Annotated in this window: 17 protein-coding genes; 16 read left to right on the top strand and 1 reads right to left on the bottom strand. The window is 70.5% G+C overall.

The genetic code is table 11. From position 1 onward, the window contains the following. Positions 1-286 precede the first annotated feature (286 nt). Positions 287-1,345 carry a LacI family DNA-binding transcriptional regulator gene (locus ACH4G3_RS32815; protein ID WP_397627913.1) on the bottom strand — a complete coding sequence of 353 codons (1,059 nt, stop codon included), beginning with the start codon at positions 1,343-1,345 and terminating at the stop codon, positions 287-289. A 46-nt stretch (positions 1,346-1,391) separates the two neighbouring features. Between ACH4G3_RS32815 and ACH4G3_RS32820 the strand changes: the two genes are divergently transcribed. The 16 genes from ACH4G3_RS32820 to ACH4G3_RS32895 all read left to right on the top strand — a co-directional run bounded on the left by ACH4G3_RS32820 (position 1,392) and on the right by ACH4G3_RS32895 (position 17,217). Next, positions 1,392-2,651 carry an MFS transporter gene (locus ACH4G3_RS32820; protein ID WP_397627914.1) on the top strand — a complete coding sequence of 420 codons (1,260 nt, stop codon included), beginning with the start codon at positions 1,392-1,394 and terminating at the stop codon, positions 2,649-2,651. Positions 2,652-2,660: 9 nt separating this feature from the next. Continuing rightward, the gene (pafA, locus tag ACH4G3_RS32825) at positions 2,661-4,022 is read left to right on the top strand and encodes a Pup--protein ligase (RefSeq protein WP_119101884.1); all 1,362 of its coding nucleotides are present in this window, start codon (positions 2,661-2,663) and stop codon (positions 4,020-4,022) included. A 130-nt stretch (positions 4,023-4,152) separates the two neighbouring features. Continuing rightward, positions 4,153-5,154 (top strand): FKBP-type peptidyl-prolyl cis-trans isomerase, encoded by a 1,002-nt coding sequence (locus ACH4G3_RS32830; RefSeq protein WP_397627915.1) that lies wholly within the window; start codon positions 4,153-4,155, stop codon positions 5,152-5,154. Between the two features lie 61 nt (positions 5,155-5,215). After that, on the top strand, positions 5,216-5,587 hold the full coding sequence (locus ACH4G3_RS32835) for an FKBP-type peptidyl-prolyl cis-trans isomerase (protein ID WP_397627916.1): 372 nt from the start codon (positions 5,216-5,218) through the stop codon (positions 5,585-5,587). A gap of 129 nt (positions 5,588-5,716) precedes the next feature. Further along, positions 5,717-6,694, top strand: a complete 978-nt coding sequence (locus ACH4G3_RS32840; RefSeq protein WP_397627917.1) for a helix-turn-helix transcriptional regulator — start codon at positions 5,717-5,719, stop codon at positions 6,692-6,694. Between the two features lie 18 nt (positions 6,695-6,712). Then, positions 6,713-7,795, top strand: coding sequence for a helix-turn-helix transcriptional regulator (locus ACH4G3_RS32845; protein WP_397627918.1), 1,083 nt, complete (start codon positions 6,713-6,715; stop codon positions 7,793-7,795). A 100-nt stretch (positions 7,796-7,895) separates the two neighbouring features. Then, positions 7,896-8,189, top strand: a complete 294-nt coding sequence (locus ACH4G3_RS32850) for a hypothetical protein (RefSeq protein WP_020271426.1) — start codon at positions 7,896-7,898, stop codon at positions 8,187-8,189. Between the two features lie 45 nt (positions 8,190-8,234). Continuing rightward, positions 8,235-8,429, top strand: a complete 195-nt coding sequence (locus ACH4G3_RS32855; protein ID WP_397627919.1) for a hypothetical protein — start codon at positions 8,235-8,237, stop codon at positions 8,427-8,429. Positions 8,430-8,688: 259 nt separating this feature from the next. Further along, on the top strand, positions 8,689-8,970 hold the full coding sequence (gene tatA, locus ACH4G3_RS32860) for a Sec-independent protein translocase subunit TatA (RefSeq protein WP_020271424.1): 282 nt from the start codon (positions 8,689-8,691) through the stop codon (positions 8,968-8,970). 47 nt (positions 8,971-9,017) lie between these two features. Next, complete coding sequence (gene tatC, locus ACH4G3_RS32865) at positions 9,018-9,980, top strand: twin-arginine translocase subunit TatC (protein ID WP_397627920.1); 963 nt, start codon at positions 9,018-9,020, stop codon at positions 9,978-9,980. Between the two features lie 31 nt (positions 9,981-10,011). Beyond that, entirely contained in the window at positions 10,012-10,902 is an 891-nt protein-coding gene (locus ACH4G3_RS32870; protein WP_397627921.1) for a diacylglycerol kinase, read from the top strand. Positions 10,903-10,958: 56 nt separating this feature from the next. Then, positions 10,959-13,805 (top strand): DEAD/DEAH box helicase, encoded by a 2,847-nt coding sequence (locus tag ACH4G3_RS32875; RefSeq protein WP_397627922.1) that lies wholly within the window; start codon positions 10,959-10,961, stop codon positions 13,803-13,805. Between the two features lie 371 nt (positions 13,806-14,176). Continuing rightward, positions 14,177-15,817: a sensor histidine kinase gene (locus tag ACH4G3_RS32880; protein ID WP_397627923.1), complete on the top strand. Its 1,641-nt coding sequence runs from the start codon at positions 14,177-14,179 to the stop codon at positions 15,815-15,817. Then, entirely contained in the window at positions 15,814-16,221 is a 408-nt protein-coding gene (locus tag ACH4G3_RS32885) for a roadblock/LC7 domain-containing protein (RefSeq protein WP_020271419.1), read from the top strand. Before ACH4G3_RS32880 ends, ACH4G3_RS32885 begins: the two co-directional genes overlap by 4 nt. Beyond that, positions 16,218-16,616: a DUF742 domain-containing protein gene (locus ACH4G3_RS32890; RefSeq protein ID WP_020271418.1), complete on the top strand. Its 399-nt coding sequence runs from the start codon at positions 16,218-16,220 to the stop codon at positions 16,614-16,616. The genes ACH4G3_RS32885 and ACH4G3_RS32890 overlap by 4 nt, the downstream gene beginning before the upstream one ends. Continuing rightward, positions 16,597-17,217, top strand: coding sequence for a GTP-binding protein (locus tag ACH4G3_RS32895; protein ID WP_397627924.1), 621 nt, complete (start codon positions 16,597-16,599; stop codon positions 17,215-17,217). Before ACH4G3_RS32890 ends, ACH4G3_RS32895 begins: the two co-directional genes overlap by 20 nt. The last annotated feature ends 11 nt before the right edge of the window (positions 17,218-17,228 follow it).

The raw sequence follows: 17,228 nt of genomic DNA on the forward strand, positions 1-17,228 counted from the left end.
GGGGGGGCCGTCCTCGGAACGGCGCGATGGGGTCGGATACCGACTGACTGGCGTCGACGCGCCAACCGCTGCGGGCGGACACCCCCCGACACGTCCCCTTGCGTCGTACGGCGGCTGCGGGCGCGTGGGGGCGGGCCGCCCATCCCGCTCAGCTGCGGGCAATCGTGCCGCTAAGGGCGGCACGGGTGGGCGATGGGGGTCCCCCCTGCTCGAGCGAAGCCGAGAGCTTGGGGGAGGCACCCCGCTCCGCCGGGCTGCGGACCCACCGCCTCAGCGCAAACGGCCGCTACGGCAATCCCGGCGGTGCCGTAGAGCCCCGTACGACGAGTCGCACCGGGATGTCCCCGCCCTCGGGCTCACGGCCCTCCAGGACGGCCAGCAGCGCCGCCATACCCCGTTCACCGAACAGCTCGGCGTCCAGGCGGACCGTCGTCAGCTCCGGGTCGATCGCCGTGGCCAGGGCCAGATCGTCCAGGCCGGTGACCGACAGGTCGTCCGGGACGCGCAGGCCCAGACGTCGAGCTGCCTTGTACGTGCCGGCGGCCAGCTGGTCGTCGTCGCAGACCACGGCCGTGGGACGGGGACCGGGCCCCGAGAGGGCGGTTTCGGCGGCGGCCACCGCGCCCTCGATGGAGATCGGTGAGCGCGCCGTACGGACGGACGTGCCGGGCACCCCGGCCAGGCGCGCCGCCAGCTCCCGGGCGCGTACCTCGAAGGTCCACGACGGCACGTCCGCCGCCAGGTGGAGGAACCGGTGGTGCCCCAGGGACAGCAGGTGTTCCGTGACCTGGCGGACACCGTCGGCGATGTCCAGGTTGACCGTCGCCGCCCCCAGGCTGCCCGCGGGGTCACTGTCCAGCATCACCAGCGGCAGCGCCTCCCCGCGGATCGCGGTCAGCGCGTCCGCGGCCATGGACGACGCGATGACGCCGTCGAGCGCGGCCTGCGCGGAGGCGAAGGGGTCCCGGGCGGGGCCGATCCCCTCGGGTGAGGGGTAGAGGACCACGCCGAAGCCGTGCTCGGCGGCGACGCGGGCGGCGCCCGTGTAGACGCCGGCGAAGAACTCCGTGGTCAGGGCCGGGACCACCAGGAGGACCGTGCGGGTACGGCCCAGGCGCAGGTTGCGGGCGGCCAGGTTCGGGCGGTAGCCGAGGTCGCGCGCGGCCTCGCGGACCCGCTGCGCCGTCGCCTCCGAGACGCGCCCGCGCCACTTGTCCCCGAGGACCAGGGAGACCGCCGCCTGGGACACGCCGGCGGCCTGGGCGACGTCCCGGCTCGTGGGTCGGGTGCTGCCTCGTGCCACCGTCGGGCCGCTCCTTCGTCTGGACTCGTGAACAGCGGCCATGGTACGTATGGGAGTCGACGTTATACGTAAAACCTAGGGCGGGGACATGGCCACGGGATACCTGGAGATCCTTCGGGCGCGACACGCCGCCCGGCTGCTCGTCGGCACGCTCGTCGGCCGGCTGCCCAACGCGACGGCGGCCATCGCGATCCTGCTGTTCGTACGCGCCGAAGGCGGTTCGTACAGCCTCGCGGGGGCGCTGGCGGGCGTGTACGGCGTCGCCAACGCCGTGGGGCAGCCGGTGCTGGGCCGGCTCGTGGACCTGCGCGGGCAGCCGCGCGTGCAGCTGCCGGCGGCCGTCCTCTCCGGGCTGGCCATGGCCGTCTTCGCCTTCGCCGGGATCGGATCGCTGCCCCTCGCGTATGCCGCGGTGGCCGGTGCCGGGCTCTTCACGCCGCCCCTCGAGGGCGGGCTGCGCGCCCTGTGGTCGTCCGTCCTCCGCAAGGAGGAGCACGTGCACACCGCGTACGCCATGGACGCCGTGGCCCAGGAGGTGATGTTCACCGTCGGGCCGCTGCTCGTGACGCTGTGCGTGTCCCTGTGGTCCGCCCAGGCCGCGCTGCTCGTGCTGAACGTGGTCGGGGTGCTGGGCGCCCTGTCCGTGGTGGTGTCGCCGCCCTCGCGCGCGTGGCGGTCGGCGCCGCGCGAGGCCCACTGGCTCGGCGCGCTGCGCTCGGCGGGGCTGCTGGCGCTGCTGGCGGCGTTCCTGTTCATCGGGATGGCGCTCGGGTCCATCACGGTCGCCTCGGTGCCCTACGCGGACGAGCACGGCGGTGACGTCGTGTACGGCTGGCTGATGGCGGCTCTGGGGTTCGGGGCGCTGGTCGGCGGCTCCGTCTACGGGGCCCGGCAGTGGGCCGGTGAGCCCGCGCGGCGACTGCGGGTGCTGGTGGCCCTTCTGGTGGTGTGTTACCTGCCGCTGATGCTCATGCCGGACGCGGTGCCCATGGTGGCGCTGACCGCCCTCGCCGGGGTCTTCCTCGCGCCCGCCATCGCCTGCGCGTTCGTCCTGGTCGACCGGCACGCGCCGCGCGGCACGGTCACCGAGGCGTTCTCCTGGCTGGTGACGACGTTCACCGTGGGCCACTCGGTCGGAACGGGCGTCGCGGGACCCGTCGTAGAGGTGGGCGGGGCCCTGTGGGGCTTCGCCGTGCCGGGGGTCGCGGGCAGCGTGTCCTTGCTGGTTTTGACCGCCACCGGGCGGGTACTCGCAGCTCCCGGTGGGGGAGCGGTGGTTGCCGCCGGTTCGGAAAATGATCCAAACCGTGCCGTCGAACCCCGTTTCAGTTCAGGGGATCGGGCGTAATGTTCCCTCATGGACCGCCGCATTTTCGGGCTGGAGAACGAGTACGGCGTCACGTGCACGTTCAGGGGACAGCGCCGCCTGTCTCCTGACGAGGTGGCGCGGTACCTCTTCCGCCGTGTCGTGTCATGGGGCCGCAGCAGCAATGTCTTTCTGCGAAACGGCGCCCGCCTCTATCTCGACGTGGGTTCACATCCGGAATACGCCACACCGGAATGTGACAACGTGACCGAACTGGTCACCCACGACAAAGCGGGCGAGCGCATTCTCGAAGGACTCCTGGTGGACGCCGAACGACGCCTGCACGAGGAGGGAATCGCGGGCGACGTCTACCTCTTCAAGAACAACACCGATTCGGCGGGCAACTCCTACGGCTGCCACGAGAACTATCTGGTGGCCCGGCACGGGGAGTTCTCCCGGCTCGCGGACATTCTGATTCCGTTCCTGGTCACACGGCAGTTGCTGTGCGGCGCGGGCAAGGTGCTCCAGACGCCGCGCGGTGCCGTGTACTGCGTCAGCCAGCGGGCCGAGCACATCTGGGAGGGCGTCTCCTCGGCGACGACCCGCTCCCGGCCGATCATCAACACGCGTGACGAGCCGCACGCGGACGCCGAGCGCTACCGCCGCCTGCACGTCATCGTGGGCGACTCCAACATGTCCGAGACGACCATGCTGCTCAAGGTCGGGGCCACCGACCTGGTACTGCGCATGATCGAGGCGGGCACCGTGATGCGGGACCTCACCCTGGAGAACCCGATCCGGGCGATCCGCGAGGTCAGCCACGACATCACCGGCCGCCGCAAGGTCCGCCTGGCCAGCGGACGCGAGGCCTCCGCCCTGGAGGTGCAGCGCGAGTACTACGAGAAGGCCGTGGACTTCTGCGAGCGCCGCGGCATCCGCACCGGCACCGTGGAGCAGGTCCTGGAGCTGTGGGGCCGCACCCTGGACGCGATCGAGACCGAGGACCTCGACCGCATCGGCACCGAGATCGACTGGGTCATGAAGTACAAGCTCCTCGAGCGGTACCGGGCCAAGCACAACATGACCATGTCGCATCCGCGGGTCGCGCAGATAGACCTCGCCTACCACGACATCCACCGCCGTCGTGGCCTGTACTACCTGCTCGAGAAGAAGGGTCAGGCAGCGCGGATCTGCAACGACTTGAAGATCTTCGAGGGCAAGTCCGTTCCGCCGCAGACCACTCGGGCCCGGCTGCGCGGCGACTTCATCAGGCGCGCGCAGGAACAGCGCCGTGACTTCACGGTCGACTGGGTTCACCTCAAGCTGAATGACCAGGCCCAGCGCACCGTGTTGTGCAAGGACCCGTTCCGTTCCGTGGACGACCGGGTGGAGAAGCTGATCGCCGGAATGTGAGGAATTGCGCCGGCGGGAAAATCGCCGGAACGCCACACGGGCGCCGTACGTTACAAGTGCGGCGCCCTTCTCACGCCGTAGAGTTGCGCGCACGCCATCAACAAGATCGACCGATTACGAGGCCCCCACAGTGCGCCGACGCTCACTTCTCATCTCCGTACCCGCTGGACTGGCCACGCTCGCCGCATGCGGCGACGACAAGTCCGACTCGAGCAAGGCCAGCGACAGCCCGTCGCCCTCGGCGTCGGCTCCGTCCGCGGCCCCGCCGCCGAAGATCGTCGACGGTCCGCTGCCGGCGGTCACCGCGGGCACGAAGTTCGACGAGAAGCCGACGATCGCCAAGGGCAGCGGAGAGCCGTCGAAGCAGCTCGCGGTGAAGACCCTGGTCGCGGGCAGCGGCAAGACCGTCGCGGAGAACGACTTCGTCGTCGCGAACTACCTCGGCCAGGTCTGGAGCACCGCCAAGGTCTTCGACAATTCCTACGACCGCAAGGCCCGCCTGGCCATCCAGCTCGCCCAGGGCCAGATCATCGACGGCTGGCGGTACGCGCTGGCCGGCAAGAAGGCCGGCAGCCGTGTCGAGATGGCCGTCCCGCCCACCTGGGGGTACGGCTCGCAGGGCAACCCGCAGGCGGGCATCAAGGGCACCGACACCCTGGTCTTCGTCGTCGACGTGCAGGACACGTTCAACGCCAAGAGCTCCGCCCAGGGCAAGGAGGTCCCGCAGGACAACGCGGACCTGCCCAAGGTCGGCACCGACACCGACGGCAAGGCGCCCTCCATCGAGGTGCCCAAGGCAGCCGCCCCGAAGAAGCTCGTCGCGGAGTACGTCCTGGAGGGCGACGGCGAGAAGGTCGCCGCCGCCGACAGCGTCCTCGTGCAGTACAAGGGCGTGCTGTGGGACGGCGGCAAGGAGTTCGACTCGTCGTACGCCAACAAGCAGCTCGTGTCGTTCTCGCTCCAGCAGGTCGTCAAGGGCTGGGCGCAGGGCCTGACCGGCAAGAAGGTCGGCAGCCGCGTCCTCATCGTCATCCCGCCGAAGCTGGGCTACGGGGACAATCCGCCGCAGGGCAGCGGCATCAAGAAGGACTCCACGCTGGTCTTTTCGGTGGACATCCTCGCGAAGCTGTGACGCGCGCGGGATGTAAGACTGTGCGTGTTCGCCTTTCCGTAGACAAGCAGGAGCAACAGACGTGAGCATCGACAAGCCCGAGATCGACTTCCCGGGCGGCGAGCCCCCGGCGGACCTCGAGATCAAGGACATCTGGGAAGGCGACGGCCCGGTCGCGCAGGCCGGCCAGACCGTCACCGTGCACTACGTCGGTGTCTCCTTCAGCACCGGCGAGGAGTTCGACGCCAGCTGGAACCGTGGCGCCCCCTTCCGCTTCCCGCTGGGCGGCGGCCGGGTCATCAAGGGCTGGGACCAGGGCGTGCAGGGCATGAAGGTCGGCGGCCGCCGCCAGCTGACCATCCCCGCCCACCTCGCCTACGGCAACCAGAGCCCGTCCCCTCTGATCAAGCCCGGCGAGACGCTGATCTTCGTGGTCGACCTGCTCGGGGTCTGAGCAGGATCCGAACAGACTCGATCACGTGGGGCCCATGCCTGTTCGGGCATGGGCCCTCGGCTTTTGCCGGGCCACCGTGGGGCGGTACGGTCGTCGTCGTCAAGCACCATAGGGAGGCGAAGCGCGTCGATGGCCATTGCCAAGGCCGAGCGGCTGATGAATCTGGCGCTGTGTCTGCTCGGGACCCGGCGGCCGCTCAGCAAGCGTGAGCTGCGCGACTCCATCGAGGCCTACGTCGAGGCCTTCGGGCCGGGCAACGGCGCGGGCGGCAACGACGACTCCTTCAACCGCATGTTCGAGCGCGACAAGGACGACCTGCGCGAACTCGGACTGGTCATCGAGACCGTCGAGAGCCTCGACGGCGAGATCGGCTACCTGGCGCGCCGCGACAGCAACCGCCTCCCGCCCATCACCCTGGACGCCGAGGAAGCCGCTGCGCTCGGGCTCGCCGCCAAGGTGTGGCAGCAGGCCCGGCTCGCCGGTGCCGCCAGCGGCGCCCTGCAGAAGCTGCGCGCTGCGGGACTCCCCGAGGACGTCGACCCGTACGGGGCGCACGGGGCGCTGGAGCCGCGCATCCCCGTGCACGAGGCGGCGTTCGAGCCGCTGATGCTGGCCTGCCGGGACCGCAGGCCCGTCGTGTTCGACTACCGCAAGGCCACCGCCGCCCACCCCGAGCAGCGGCACGTGGAGCCGTGGGCGCTGGAGTGCTGGCGGGGCCACTGGTACCTGGCGGGCTGGGACCGCGACCGGGGTGCCGAGCGGGTCTTCCGGCTGTCCCGAATCACCGGCAAGGTCCGCTCGCGCGGCGGCCGGTACACCGCTGACGTGCCGGACGTCGTCACCGTCCGTGAGACCGTCGCGAGCTGGGCCGGGGAGATCACCGACCGCTCGGCGCGGATCCGGCTGCGCTCGGCCGCGGGGTACCCCCTTCGGGCGAAGGCCACCTCGGTCCGGGAACTCGGTGACGGCTGGGACGAGTTGGAGATTCCGTACGGCCACGGGCTGGACGCCTGGCTGGTGGAGTTCGGGCCGGACGTGGTCGTCCTGGAGCCCGCGGAGCTGCGGGCCGACGTGGTGGACCGGCTGCGGGCCGTGGCCAAGGGCTGAGGGGGAGCGGACGAGACAGTGGCAGGCAAACCGGTCAGGCCCGTGAACGCCATCGACCAGACCCGGCGGATGCTCTCCCTGGTGACGTATCTGAGGGAGCGCCCCGGGGCCCGGGTCGAGGACGTCGCGCGCGCCTTCGGCATCACCGAGGACGAGCTGGTCTCCGACCTCGACGTGCTGCCCATGTGCGGCACCAGCTTCCGCGGCGGCGACCTGCTCGACATCGACACCGACGGCGAGCGCATCTGGTGGCACAACCCCGCCGCCCTGGCGGCGGAGGCGGCCGAGCCGCTCAGGCTCGCCGCCGACGAGGCCACCGCCCTGCTCGTCGCGGCCCGGGCCGTGGCCACCCTGCCCGGCCTGCGCGAGAGCGACCGGCAGGCGCTGCTGCGGGCGACGGCCAAGGTGGAGACCGCCGCCGGCGAGGCTGCGGGCGCCAGCTCGCGGCTGTCGGTGACCTTCGAGTCCGAGGGCGGGGTCTTCGCGGACGTCGACCGGGCGATCGCCGAGCGCCGCCGGCTGTGGATCCGCTACTACTCGCCCGCGCGCGACGAGGTCACCGAGCGGGAGATCGACCCGATCCGCCTGGTCAGCGTCGGGCACACCTATGTCGAGGCCTGGTGCCGCCGCTCGGAGGCGCGCCGTACCTTCCGGCTCGACCGGGTCGCCGAGATCAAGATCCTCGACGAGCCGTCGGCACCGCCGGAGATCGAGCTGCGCGACCTGTCCGAGGCGCTGGTGCAGCCCGCGGCCGAGGACCCGGAGGTGGTGGTCGAGGTCGGGCCCGGCGGCCGCTGGGTCGCCGAGTACTACCCGCACGACAGTGCGGACGAGCTCGCGGACGGCGGGCTGCGTATCACTCTGCGGACCCCCGAACCGACGTCGCTGCGGCGCCTGGCGTTGCGGCTCGGGCGTGACGGCCGCATCGTGTCGCCGCCCGAGCTGGCGGACAGCGCCCGGCAGGCGGCCCGCGAGGCGCTGGCGGCGTACGACGGGATCGAGGCAGTGGCGGTGGCCGGCGGGGCGGAGGCCGCCGCCGGTGCGGGCGGGCCGCGTGCGGTGCACGCCGTCGCGGACGGGCCGGACGGCAGACGCGAGTGAGCCGCGGGTGCCACCGGCGTCGACGGCCGGACACGGCCGTCCCGCGACACCGGCCGTGGCGCCCCGGAGGCGAACGACCCGAGAAAGAGGAGCCAGGGCTGTGAGCGAGTCGGTGACGTCCGGTGCCATGGGCATGACGGTCGAGTCCGCGTTCTCCGGGATGAGAAGCGTGACCCCGGTGGTGTTCCGGGCGGGCTGCCCGGACTGCCGGGAGCGCTTCGAGCTCACCGCGGGCGCCCTGCGCCTCGCCATCGGCGCCACGAGCCGTACCACTTTCTACTCCTTCACCTGCCCTGAGTGCGGCGCCGCTGTCCGCAAGCCCGCGGGGGAGCGGATCGTGGAACTGCTCACCGGCGGCGGTGTACGCACCCTGCGGCTGCACTCCACCGTCTAGTGGCCCGGGGCATCCGGCCCGTCGGGAGGGTCTAGGCTCGGCGTCATGTTCTGGCCGATGTTCGCGATTGCCGTGGGATTCGTGGGTCTCGTCGTGCTCGGGGTGCTCGCCGTGCGCGTCTTCGTCGAGGCACAGCGCCTGGGCAGCCAGGTCACGGACTCGGCGCGCCGGATCAACCGGGCCGCGGAGGACCTCGAACGGGCGGCGGAGAGCACGGCCCGCTCCGTGGACGCCCTGTGAGCTGTCCGGCAGGCGGCTGTGAGTCTGGCTTTGGGACACTTCGCCCTGTCACCTCGGCGGTTCGGACAGGTACGCTGCTGATCGCGGCCCGGTTAACGAGGCACTGGCCGCGGACGGGAGTACGCACAGGGGATGCAGAGGGATTGCCCCACGTTCACCCCTGAGCGTTACGATCGCTGTCAACACGATCGTTCGGACACATGTCCGACCGGTCGGACAGCACCCCACCACAGCCGCCTCGGTGAGAAGGTAAAGACTTATGTTCGGAAGGCTCGGAGCCCCCGAGATCATTCTCATCCTCGTCGTCATCATCCTGCTGTTCGGCGCGAAGAAGCTTCCGGACATGGCTCGGTCGCTCGGCAAGTCGGCCCGCATCCTCAAGAGCGAGGCCAAGGCCATGAAGGACGAAGGCAAGTCGTCCACGACCCCGGCCGGCCCGCCCAACACCGACGAGCCCTCGCAGCGCACCATCCAGGCCGCCCCCGGTGACGTGACCAGCTCGCGCCCGGTCAACGAGCCGACGGACACGACCAAGCGCTGACGCAGGGCCGGTGACCTCCGGCCCGCCGCACGAGATGGGAACGTGGGTTGCTGAAGTCTGCCCGCAAAAAGGAGAGGGATCCCGAGGGGCGGATGCCCCTCGCGGAGCACCTTCGCGAGCTCCGCAACCGGCTCGCCAAGGCGATCCTGGCGATCGTCGTCGTCACGGTCTTCGCCGCCTTCTTCTACAACGACATCATCAACTTGATCACCAAGCCGATCCTCGACTCGGTCGGCTGTGACAAGACCTTCGCGGAACTGGCCAAATCGCAGCCAGGCTCGAAGCCGTGCGCGCAGATCACCATCAACGGTCTGCTCACTCCCTTCACACTGGCGCTGAAGGTGTCCCTGATGGCCGGCGTCGTGCTGGCCTCGCCGATCTGGCTCTACCAGCTGTGGGCCTTCGTCGCGCCCGGTCTGCACCGGCACGAGAAGAAGTACGCCTACGCCTTCGTGGGCACGGGCGCCCCGCTGTTCATCGTCGGTGCCTACTTCGCGTACACGGTCCTTCCCACCACCGCGAAGGTGTTGCTCGAGTTCACCCCGGGCGGCACGTCCAACCTCCTCCCGCTGGACGACCTGCTCGACCTGGTCATGCGGATGGTGCTCGTCTTCGGCCTCTCCTTCGAACTGCCCCTGCTGCTGGTCATGCTCAACCTCACCGGTGTGCTCACCGGTAAGCGCATGCTCGGCTGGTGGCGCGGCATGATCATGGGCATCACGGTGTTCGCGGCCATCGCCACGCCCAGCACCGACCCGTTGACCATGCTGGCTCTCGCGGCGCCGATCTGGATCCTTTACTTCGCCGCAGTCGCCTTCTCCCTGGTCAACGACCGCCGCCGCAGTCGTCGCGAGGCCCTGGGCCCGGCCGACGACGAGGCCTCCGAGCTGGACCTCACGCCCGACGACATCGGCGAGATCGAGCCCGTGACCACCAGCCGTGCCGCCCTGCCCGAGCAGGCGAGCGGGGACCGCACGGACCGGGTCAACGGTTATGACGACGTGACCTGAAGATCCGCGGGCAGCTCATAGGGTCAGTCGCGTGACCAGCGAGATCACCCTCTTCGTCAACCCCACCGCGGGCCGCGGCCGGGGCGCCCGCGCGGCGCAGCCGGCCGCTTCCGCGTTGCGGGCGGCCGGTTTCTCGGTGCGTACGGTGCTCGGCGTGGACGCCGCGGACGCCCTCACCCGCGCGCGTGCCGCCGTCGAGGGCGGCACCGGTGCGCTGATAGCCGTCGGCGGTGACGGTATGGCCAACCTCGCGCTGCGGGCGGTGGCGGGCACGCGCACCCCGCTCGGCCTGGTCGCCGTCGGCACCGGCAACGACTTCGCCCGCGCCCTCGGCCTGCCCGTGCGCGAGCCGGCCGCCGCGGGCCGCATGATCGCCGACGCCCTCAAGTGTGGCCGGATCCACGACATCGACCTCGGTCAGGTCGGCGACCGCTGGTTCGGCACGGTCCTCGCCTCCGGCTTCGACTCCCGCGTCAACGACCGGGGCAACCGCATGCGGTGGCCCTCGGGCCGCTTCAAGTACGACCTCGCGATGATCGCCGAACTCGCCGCGTTCCGGCCCGTCCCCTACCGGATCCGGCTGGACGACGGTGAGATCCGTGAGGTCGAGGCGACCCTCGTCGCCGTCGGCAACGGCTCGTCGTACGGCGGCGGCATGCGCATCTGCCCCGGCGCCGACCTGACCGACGGCCTGTTCGACATCACCGTGGTCGGGGACTGCGACCGTACGACGCTGTTGCGGGTGTTCCCGCGGGTGTACCGGGGGAGTCACGTCGAGCATCCGAAGGTGACCGTGCTGCGCGCGGCCCGGGTCGAGATCACCGCCCACGACGTCACCGGCTACGCCGACGGGGAGCCGCTCGGTCCGCTGCCGCTGACCGCGCGCTGCGTACGCGGGGGCGTGCGGGTCGTCGGCCCCTGAGCCGCGCTGCCCCTGAGCTGCGCCGATCCCCGGTTTCACAGGAACGGATCCGGATAATGATCGTCCTGTTGTCAGTGCGGCCCGGTACGCTCGAAAGCACGATGACAGAGGATCTCTCACCGGCCGAGCGGTATGCGGCAGCCCGCAAGCGCGCTGCCGAGCAGGCCACCGCGCTCGCCTCCTTCCGCGAGATGTACGACTTCGGCCTCGACCCCTTCCAGATCGAGGCCTGCCAGGCGCTCGAGGCGGGGAAGGGCGTGCTGGTCGCCGCGCCCACCGGCTCCGGCAAGACGATCGTCGGCGAGTTCGCCGTCCACCTCGCCCTCCAGCAGGGCAAGAAGTGCTTCTACACGACACCCATCAAGGCGCTGTCGAACCAGAAGTACGCCGACCTGTGCCGCCGCTACGGCACGGACAAGGTGGGCCTGCTCACCGGCGACAACAGCGTCAACTCCGACGCCCCGGTGGTCGTGATGACCACCGAGGTCCTGCGGAACATGCTGTACGCCGGTTCGCAGACGCTGCTCGGCCTCGGCTACGTGGTCATGGACGAGGTGCACTACCTCTCCGACCGGTTCCGCGGCGCCGTCTGGGAAGAGGTGATCATCCACCTTCCCGAGTCGGTCACACTGATCTCGCTCTCGGCGACCGTGTCGAACGCCGAGGAGTTCGGCGACTGGCTCGACACGGTCCGCGGCGACACCGAGGTGATCGTCTCCGAGCACCGGCCCGTGCCGCTGTTCCAGCACGTGCTGGCCGGACGGCGGATGTACGACCTGTTCGAGGAGGGCGAAGGCCACAAGAAGGCCGTCAATCCCGACCTCACGCGCATGGCGCGCATGGAGGCGACCCGGCCGTCGTACCAGGACCGCCGGCGCGGCCGGCTGCGCGAGGCCGACCGGGAGCGTGAGCGCAGACAGCGGTCCCGGGTGTGGACGCCGAGCCGGCCCGAGGTCATCGAGCGGCTCGACGCCGAAGGGCTGCTGCCCGCCATCACCTTCATCTTCAGCCGTGCCGCCTGCGAGGCCGCCGTCCAGCAGTGCCTGTACGCGGGCCTCCGGCTGAACGACGACGAGGCGCGCCACCGGGTCCGCTCCCTCGTCGAGGAGCGCACGGCGTCCATCCCGCGCGAGGACCTGCACGTCCTCGGCTACTACGAGTGGCTGGAGGGCCTGGAGCGCGGCATCGCCGCCCACCACGCGGGCATGCTGCCGACCTTCAAGGAGGTCGTCGAGGAGCTCTTCGTACGCGGCCTGGTCAAGGCCGTGTTCGCGACCGAGACCCTCGCCCTCGGCATCAACATGCCCGCCCGCTCGGTGGTGCTGGAGAAGCTCGTCAAGTGGAACGGCGAGCAGCACGCGGACATCACCCCGGGCGAGTTCACGCAGCTGACGGGCCGGGCCGGACGGCGCGGCATCGACGTCGAGGGCCACGCCGTGGTGCTGTGGCAGCGCGGGATGAACCCCGAGCACCTGGCGGGCCTGGCCGGCACGCGCACGTATCCGCTGCGCTCCAGCTTCAAGCCCTCGTACAACATGGCGGTCAACCTGGTCGAGCAGTTCGGCCGGCACCGCTCGCGCGAGCTGCTGGAGACGTCCTTCGCGCAGTTCCAGGCGGACAAGTCGGTCGTCGGGATCTCCCGGCAGGTGCAGCGCAACGAGGAGGGTCTCGAGGGCTACAAGGCCTCCATGACCTGCCACCTCGGCGACTTCGAGGAGTACGCGCGGCTGCGCCGTGAACTGAAGGACCGGGAGAACGAGCTGGCCCGGCAGGGCGCGGCACAGCGGCGCGCGGAGGCCGCCGTCGCGCTGGAGAAGCTGAAGCCCGGTGACGTCATCCACGTGCCCACCGGCAAGTACGCCGGTCTGGCGCTGGTGCTGGACCCGGGCCTGCCCGCGGGCCGTTCCAACGGCCACCGCGGATTCGAGCACCACGACGGGCCGCGCCCGCTGGTGCTGACCGCCGAGCGGCAGGTGAAGCGGCTGGCGGCCATCGACTTCCCGGTGCCGGTCGAGCCGCTGGAGCGGATGCGGATCCCGAAGTCCTTCAACCCCCGTTCCCCGCAGTCCCGTCGGGACCTCGCGTCCGCGCTGCGCACCAAGGCCGGGCACATCCCGGCCGACCGGCACCGCAAGCGGCGCTCCCAGGCGGCCGACGACCGCGAGATCGCCCGGCTGCGGACCGCGTTGCGGGCGCACCCCTGTCACGGGTGCAGCGACCGTGAGGACCACGCCCGTTGGGCCGAGCGCTACCACCGGCTGATGCGGGACACCTCGCAGCTGGAGCGGCGCATCGAGGGCCGTACGAACACCATCGCGCGGACGTTCGACCGGATCGTCGCGCTGCTGACCGAGATGGACTACCTGCGCGGTGACGAGGTCACCGAGCACGGCAAGCGGCTCGCGCGGCTGTACGGCGAGCTGGACCTGCTCGCCAGCGAGTGTCTGCGCGAGGGCGTCTGGGAGGGGCTCAGCCCGGCCGAACTGGCCGGGTGTGTCTCGGCGTTGGTGTACGAGGCGCGCGTCGGGGACGACGCGCTGGCACCGAAGCTGCCGTCGGGCAAGGCCAAGGCCGCGCTGGGCGAGATGGTGCGGATCTGGGGGCGGCTGGACGCGCTGGAGGAGGAGTTCCGGATCAGCCAGACCGAGGGGGTCGGGCAGCGTGAGCCGGACCTCGGGTTCGCCTGGGCCGCGTACATGTGGGCCTCCGGGAAGGGGCTCGACGAGGTGCTGCGCGAGGCGGAGATGCCGGCGGGGGACTTCGTGCGGTGGTGCAAGCAGGTCATCGATGTGCTGGGGCAGATCGCTGCGGCGGCGCCGCAGGGCTCTTCTGTGGTGAAGAACGCCCGTAAGGCCGTTGATCTGTTGCTGCGGGGGGTTGTCGCCTACTCGTCGGTGGGGTGAACTTGTTGCGCGAGCGCCGGTTCGTCGTGGTTGCTCGCGCAGTTCCCCGCGCCCCTTAAAGGGCGTTGTTGCTGAAGCCCCTCACCCGTTCAGGGGAGGGGCTTTCGCGTGTCTGTTCGCCGTTACTGGTCGTATTCGAACGATGTCGCAGCGTGTAAAAGACTGAGCGTACTATCCCTTCGCGACCGGTTTCCGGCAGTTGCTGAATATGACACGGCGATGATCCGGTCGGACTAAGCTCGCCCGCAGCGCACCGGCTTGAGATGAATTCGTGCGCTTGTTCCCCAATGTGCGGAAGAGTCCTACAGCGTCATGACATACCCCCCTGCAAGTGCTCCCGAACCCCAGCCGACTCCTTTCAGAAGGCCCACATGGTGAGTGTTCAATCCCCTCCCGGTCGCCGTGAACTTCCCTACGCGCGCGTCCTGCTGCTGCCGGCCATAGTGATGGCCGCGGCGACCGGAGCCGCTGTCGCCCTGGTGACGGCGCCGGCCCGGCTCGCCGTCGGCTGGTGCGGTGGTATCGCCACCGTGCTGGTGATCGCGACGGCGGCCGAGGCGGTGCGCCGCGGCCGTGCCCTGCGCAAGCAGCGGGGCGAGCACGCCCGGCACACCGCGCATCTGGAACAGCGGATCGCGGCCCACGAGAACGAGTTGGTCCGCTTCTCGCGGGAGATCATCCCCGCGGCGCTCCGTCTGCTGAGCACCGGAGAATCCCCCAGGGAGGTGATTCGCAAGCTCGGCCTCGCCAACCCCGAGTACCGCGACCTGCCCGCGCCGCAGACCGAGACGCTGCTGACGGTGCTGAAGATCGTCGACCGCGAAGTGACCATGCGCGACGCCGCCGCGCGCTCCTTCGTCAGTGTCGCCCGCCGCGTCCAGGCGATCATCCACCAGCAGGCCGAGGAACTCCGGGAGATGGAGGAGGACCACGGCCGCAACCCCGAGGTCTTCGACGACCTGCTGCGCATCGACCACGGCAACGCCCTGATCGGCCGCCTCGCCGACTCCGTCTCCGTCCTCGGCGGCGGCCGCCCCGGACGGCAGTGGCCCGAGCCGGTGTCCCTCTACAGCACGCTTCGCGGTGCCATGTCCCGCATCCTGGAGTACCGGCGCATCCAGCTGTCCTCCATCGCCAAGATCAGCGTCAAGGGCATCTACGTCGAGCCGGTCATCCACGCCGCCGCCGAACTCCTCGACAACGCCACGCGCTACTCGCCGCCGCAGACCAAGGTGCACGTCACCGCCACCGAGGTGCAGACCGGCGTCTGCATCGAGATCGAGGACGGCGGTGTCAACCTCAACGAGGAGGCCCGCGCCCGGATCGAGGGCATGCTGGAGGCCGCCAAGGCCGGCGTCGACCTCCAGGACATCGGCGAGCACCCGCGCCTCGGCCTCGCCGTCGTCGGTCGCCTCTGCTCGGCGTACAACATGCAGGTCTCGCTGCGCGCCTCCGCGTACGGCGGTGTCCGCGCCATCCTCATCGTGCCGAGCGAGATGGTCACCCACGAGCCCGGTGTCGGACTCGCCCACGGCATCGGCGCCACCGGCATCCCCATGCCGGTCGGCATCCCCGAGGGCCCGAAGCGCACGCCCAAGAAGCGCCGCCCCACCAACCCGCGCATCCCCGAGACGGTCTCCCTGGAGGACGACGACGTCCCCGTGGTCACCGAGTGGACACCCAACGGCCTGCCGCAGCGCCGCAGCCGGGTGAAGACGTCCCTCACCGAGCGGATCGCCCAGCAGGCCGCCTACGACCGGGAAGACCGGGAGGCCGCGGCACGGGGCGAGGCGAACCCCTGGGCGACACCCGAGCCCGAGCCCAAGCCCCTGCGCGACATGAACGCCCCCGACGCCCCCGGCAAGGGCCTCGAGGCGTTCTGGGAGGGGCTCAAGCAGGGCATCGAGCCCGGCACCCACCCCACCGACTTCATCCGGAACCCGACCAAGTACCTGCACCTGCTCAACGACCCGGCCCCCACCGAGGCCGATGACGAGGGGGACCTCAAGTGATCCAGCAGCGAGGCAACTTCGACTGGATGCTCAAGCAACTCGCCGACGGCGTGCCGGGCATCGAGATGATCGTGGTGCTGTCGGCCGACGGTCTGCGCATCGCCCGCTACGGCGGCGAGCCCGACGCGGCCGACCGGGTCGCCGCGGCCTGCGCCGGCCTGCAGTCCCTCGCGGGCAGCGTCTGCCAGGAACTCAGCGTCGGCGACGGCGAGATGAAGCTCGTCATGATCGAGATCGACCGCGGCTACTTCTACCTGATGAGCGCCGGAGCCAACGCCTTCCTCGCGGTGCTCTCCGACGTGAGATGCGAACCCGGCCGGATGAGCGCGATGATGCGCGACCTCGTCGTCCGCATCGGCGGCCATCTGACCAGTCCGCCCCGGCGGAACGGGCAGATCGTATGACGCCTCCCCAACGCCAGAGGCGCGAACCCGCCCCGGAACCGCCCAAGCCCGAGGAGGGCGAGGGCAAGGTCCGCAACCCGGAGCGCATGTACGTGGTGGCCGGCCCGGACGGTGAACGGGCCGAGCTCGACCTGGTGACGTTAATCGTGGCGCGTGCCGCGGACCCGCCGCCCTCCGCTTCGCCCGAGCAGGCGGCGTTGCTCCGGCTCTGCGCCGCCCCCCTGTCCGTGGCCGAGCTGTCGGCCTACCTCAGCCTGCCGTTCAGCGCGATGGGCGTGCTGCTCACCGAGCTGCTGACGGCGGATCTGGTGACGGCGCGCTCCCCGATCGTCCGCCAGGCGCTCCCCGACCGTTCCCTCCTCGAAGCGGTGATGAATGGACTTCAAAGGCTCTGACACCATCCCGGGCCCCCGGGCCGAGGACCAGTTGCCACACACGGCACAGGCCGCGGCCAAGATCGTGATCGTGGGGGGCTTCGGTGTCGGAAAGACGACCATGGTCGGCTCGGTCAGCGAGATCAAACCGCTGACCACCGAGGAGACCATGACGCAGGCCGGCATCGGTGTCGACGACAACTTCGGTTCCGCGACGAAGACGGCCACCACCGTGGCGATGGACTTCGGCCGGATCAGCATCACCGACCAGCTCGTGCTGTACCTCTTCGGCACACCCGGCCAGCAGCGCTTCTGGTTCCTGTGGAACGGCCTGTTCGAGGGCGCGCTCGGCGCGGTGGTGCTGGTCGACACCCGCCGCCTGGAGGTCAGCTTCGACGTCATGGGGCGCCTGGAGGAGCGCGGCGTGCCGTTCGTGGTCGCCATCAACTCCTTCCCGGACGCGCCGCGTTACCCCATCGAGGAGCTGCGCACGGCACTCGACCTCTCCCCGGACATCCCGATCATGGAGTGCGACGCGCGGCGGCGGGCCTCCAGCCGTGACGTCCTGATGACCCTCATGCGCTTCCTGCACTCGCTCGCCATGACGGGCTCGCTCACCTGATCCGTGTCCGT

Source organism: Streptomyces afghaniensis (assembly GCF_044327915.1).
GTDB lineage: Bacteria > Actinomycetota > Actinomycetes > Streptomycetales > Streptomycetaceae > Streptomyces > Streptomyces afghaniensis.

What these genes read in the sequence shown, in the direction of transcription:
- ACH4G3_RS32895 (WP_397627924.1), top strand. Translation starts at nt 16,597, where the DNA reads ATGGACTTCAAAGGCTCTGACACCATCCCGGGCCCCCGGGCCGAGGAC.
- ACH4G3_RS32875 (WP_397627922.1), top strand. Translation starts at nt 10,959, where the DNA reads ATGATCGTCCTGTTGTCAGTGCGGCCCGGTACGCTCGAAAGCACGATG.
- pafA (WP_119101884.1), top strand. Translation starts at nt 2,661, where the DNA reads ATGGACCGCCGCATTTTCGGGCTGGAGAACGAGTACGGCGTCACGTGC.
- ACH4G3_RS32820 (WP_397627914.1), top strand. Translation starts at nt 1,392, where the DNA reads ATGGCCACGGGATACCTGGAGATCCTTCGGGCGCGACACGCCGCCCGG.
- ACH4G3_RS32855 (WP_397627919.1), top strand. Translation starts at nt 8,235, where the DNA reads ATGTTCTGGCCGATGTTCGCGATTGCCGTGGGATTCGTGGGTCTCGTC.
- ACH4G3_RS32880 (WP_397627923.1), top strand. Translation starts at nt 14,177, where the DNA reads ATGGTGAGTGTTCAATCCCCTCCCGGTCGCCGTGAACTTCCCTACGCG.
- ACH4G3_RS32890 (WP_020271418.1), top strand. Translation starts at nt 16,218, where the DNA reads ATGACGCCTCCCCAACGCCAGAGGCGCGAACCCGCCCCGGAACCGCCC.
- tatA (WP_020271424.1), top strand. Translation starts at nt 8,689, where the DNA reads ATGTTCGGAAGGCTCGGAGCCCCCGAGATCATTCTCATCCTCGTCGTC.
- ACH4G3_RS32840 (WP_397627917.1), top strand. Translation starts at nt 5,717, where the DNA reads ATGGCCATTGCCAAGGCCGAGCGGCTGATGAATCTGGCGCTGTGTCTG.
- ACH4G3_RS32815 (WP_397627913.1), bottom strand. Translation starts at nt 1,345, where the DNA reads ATGGCCGCTGTTCACGAGTCCAGACGAAGGAGCGGCCCGACGGTGGCA.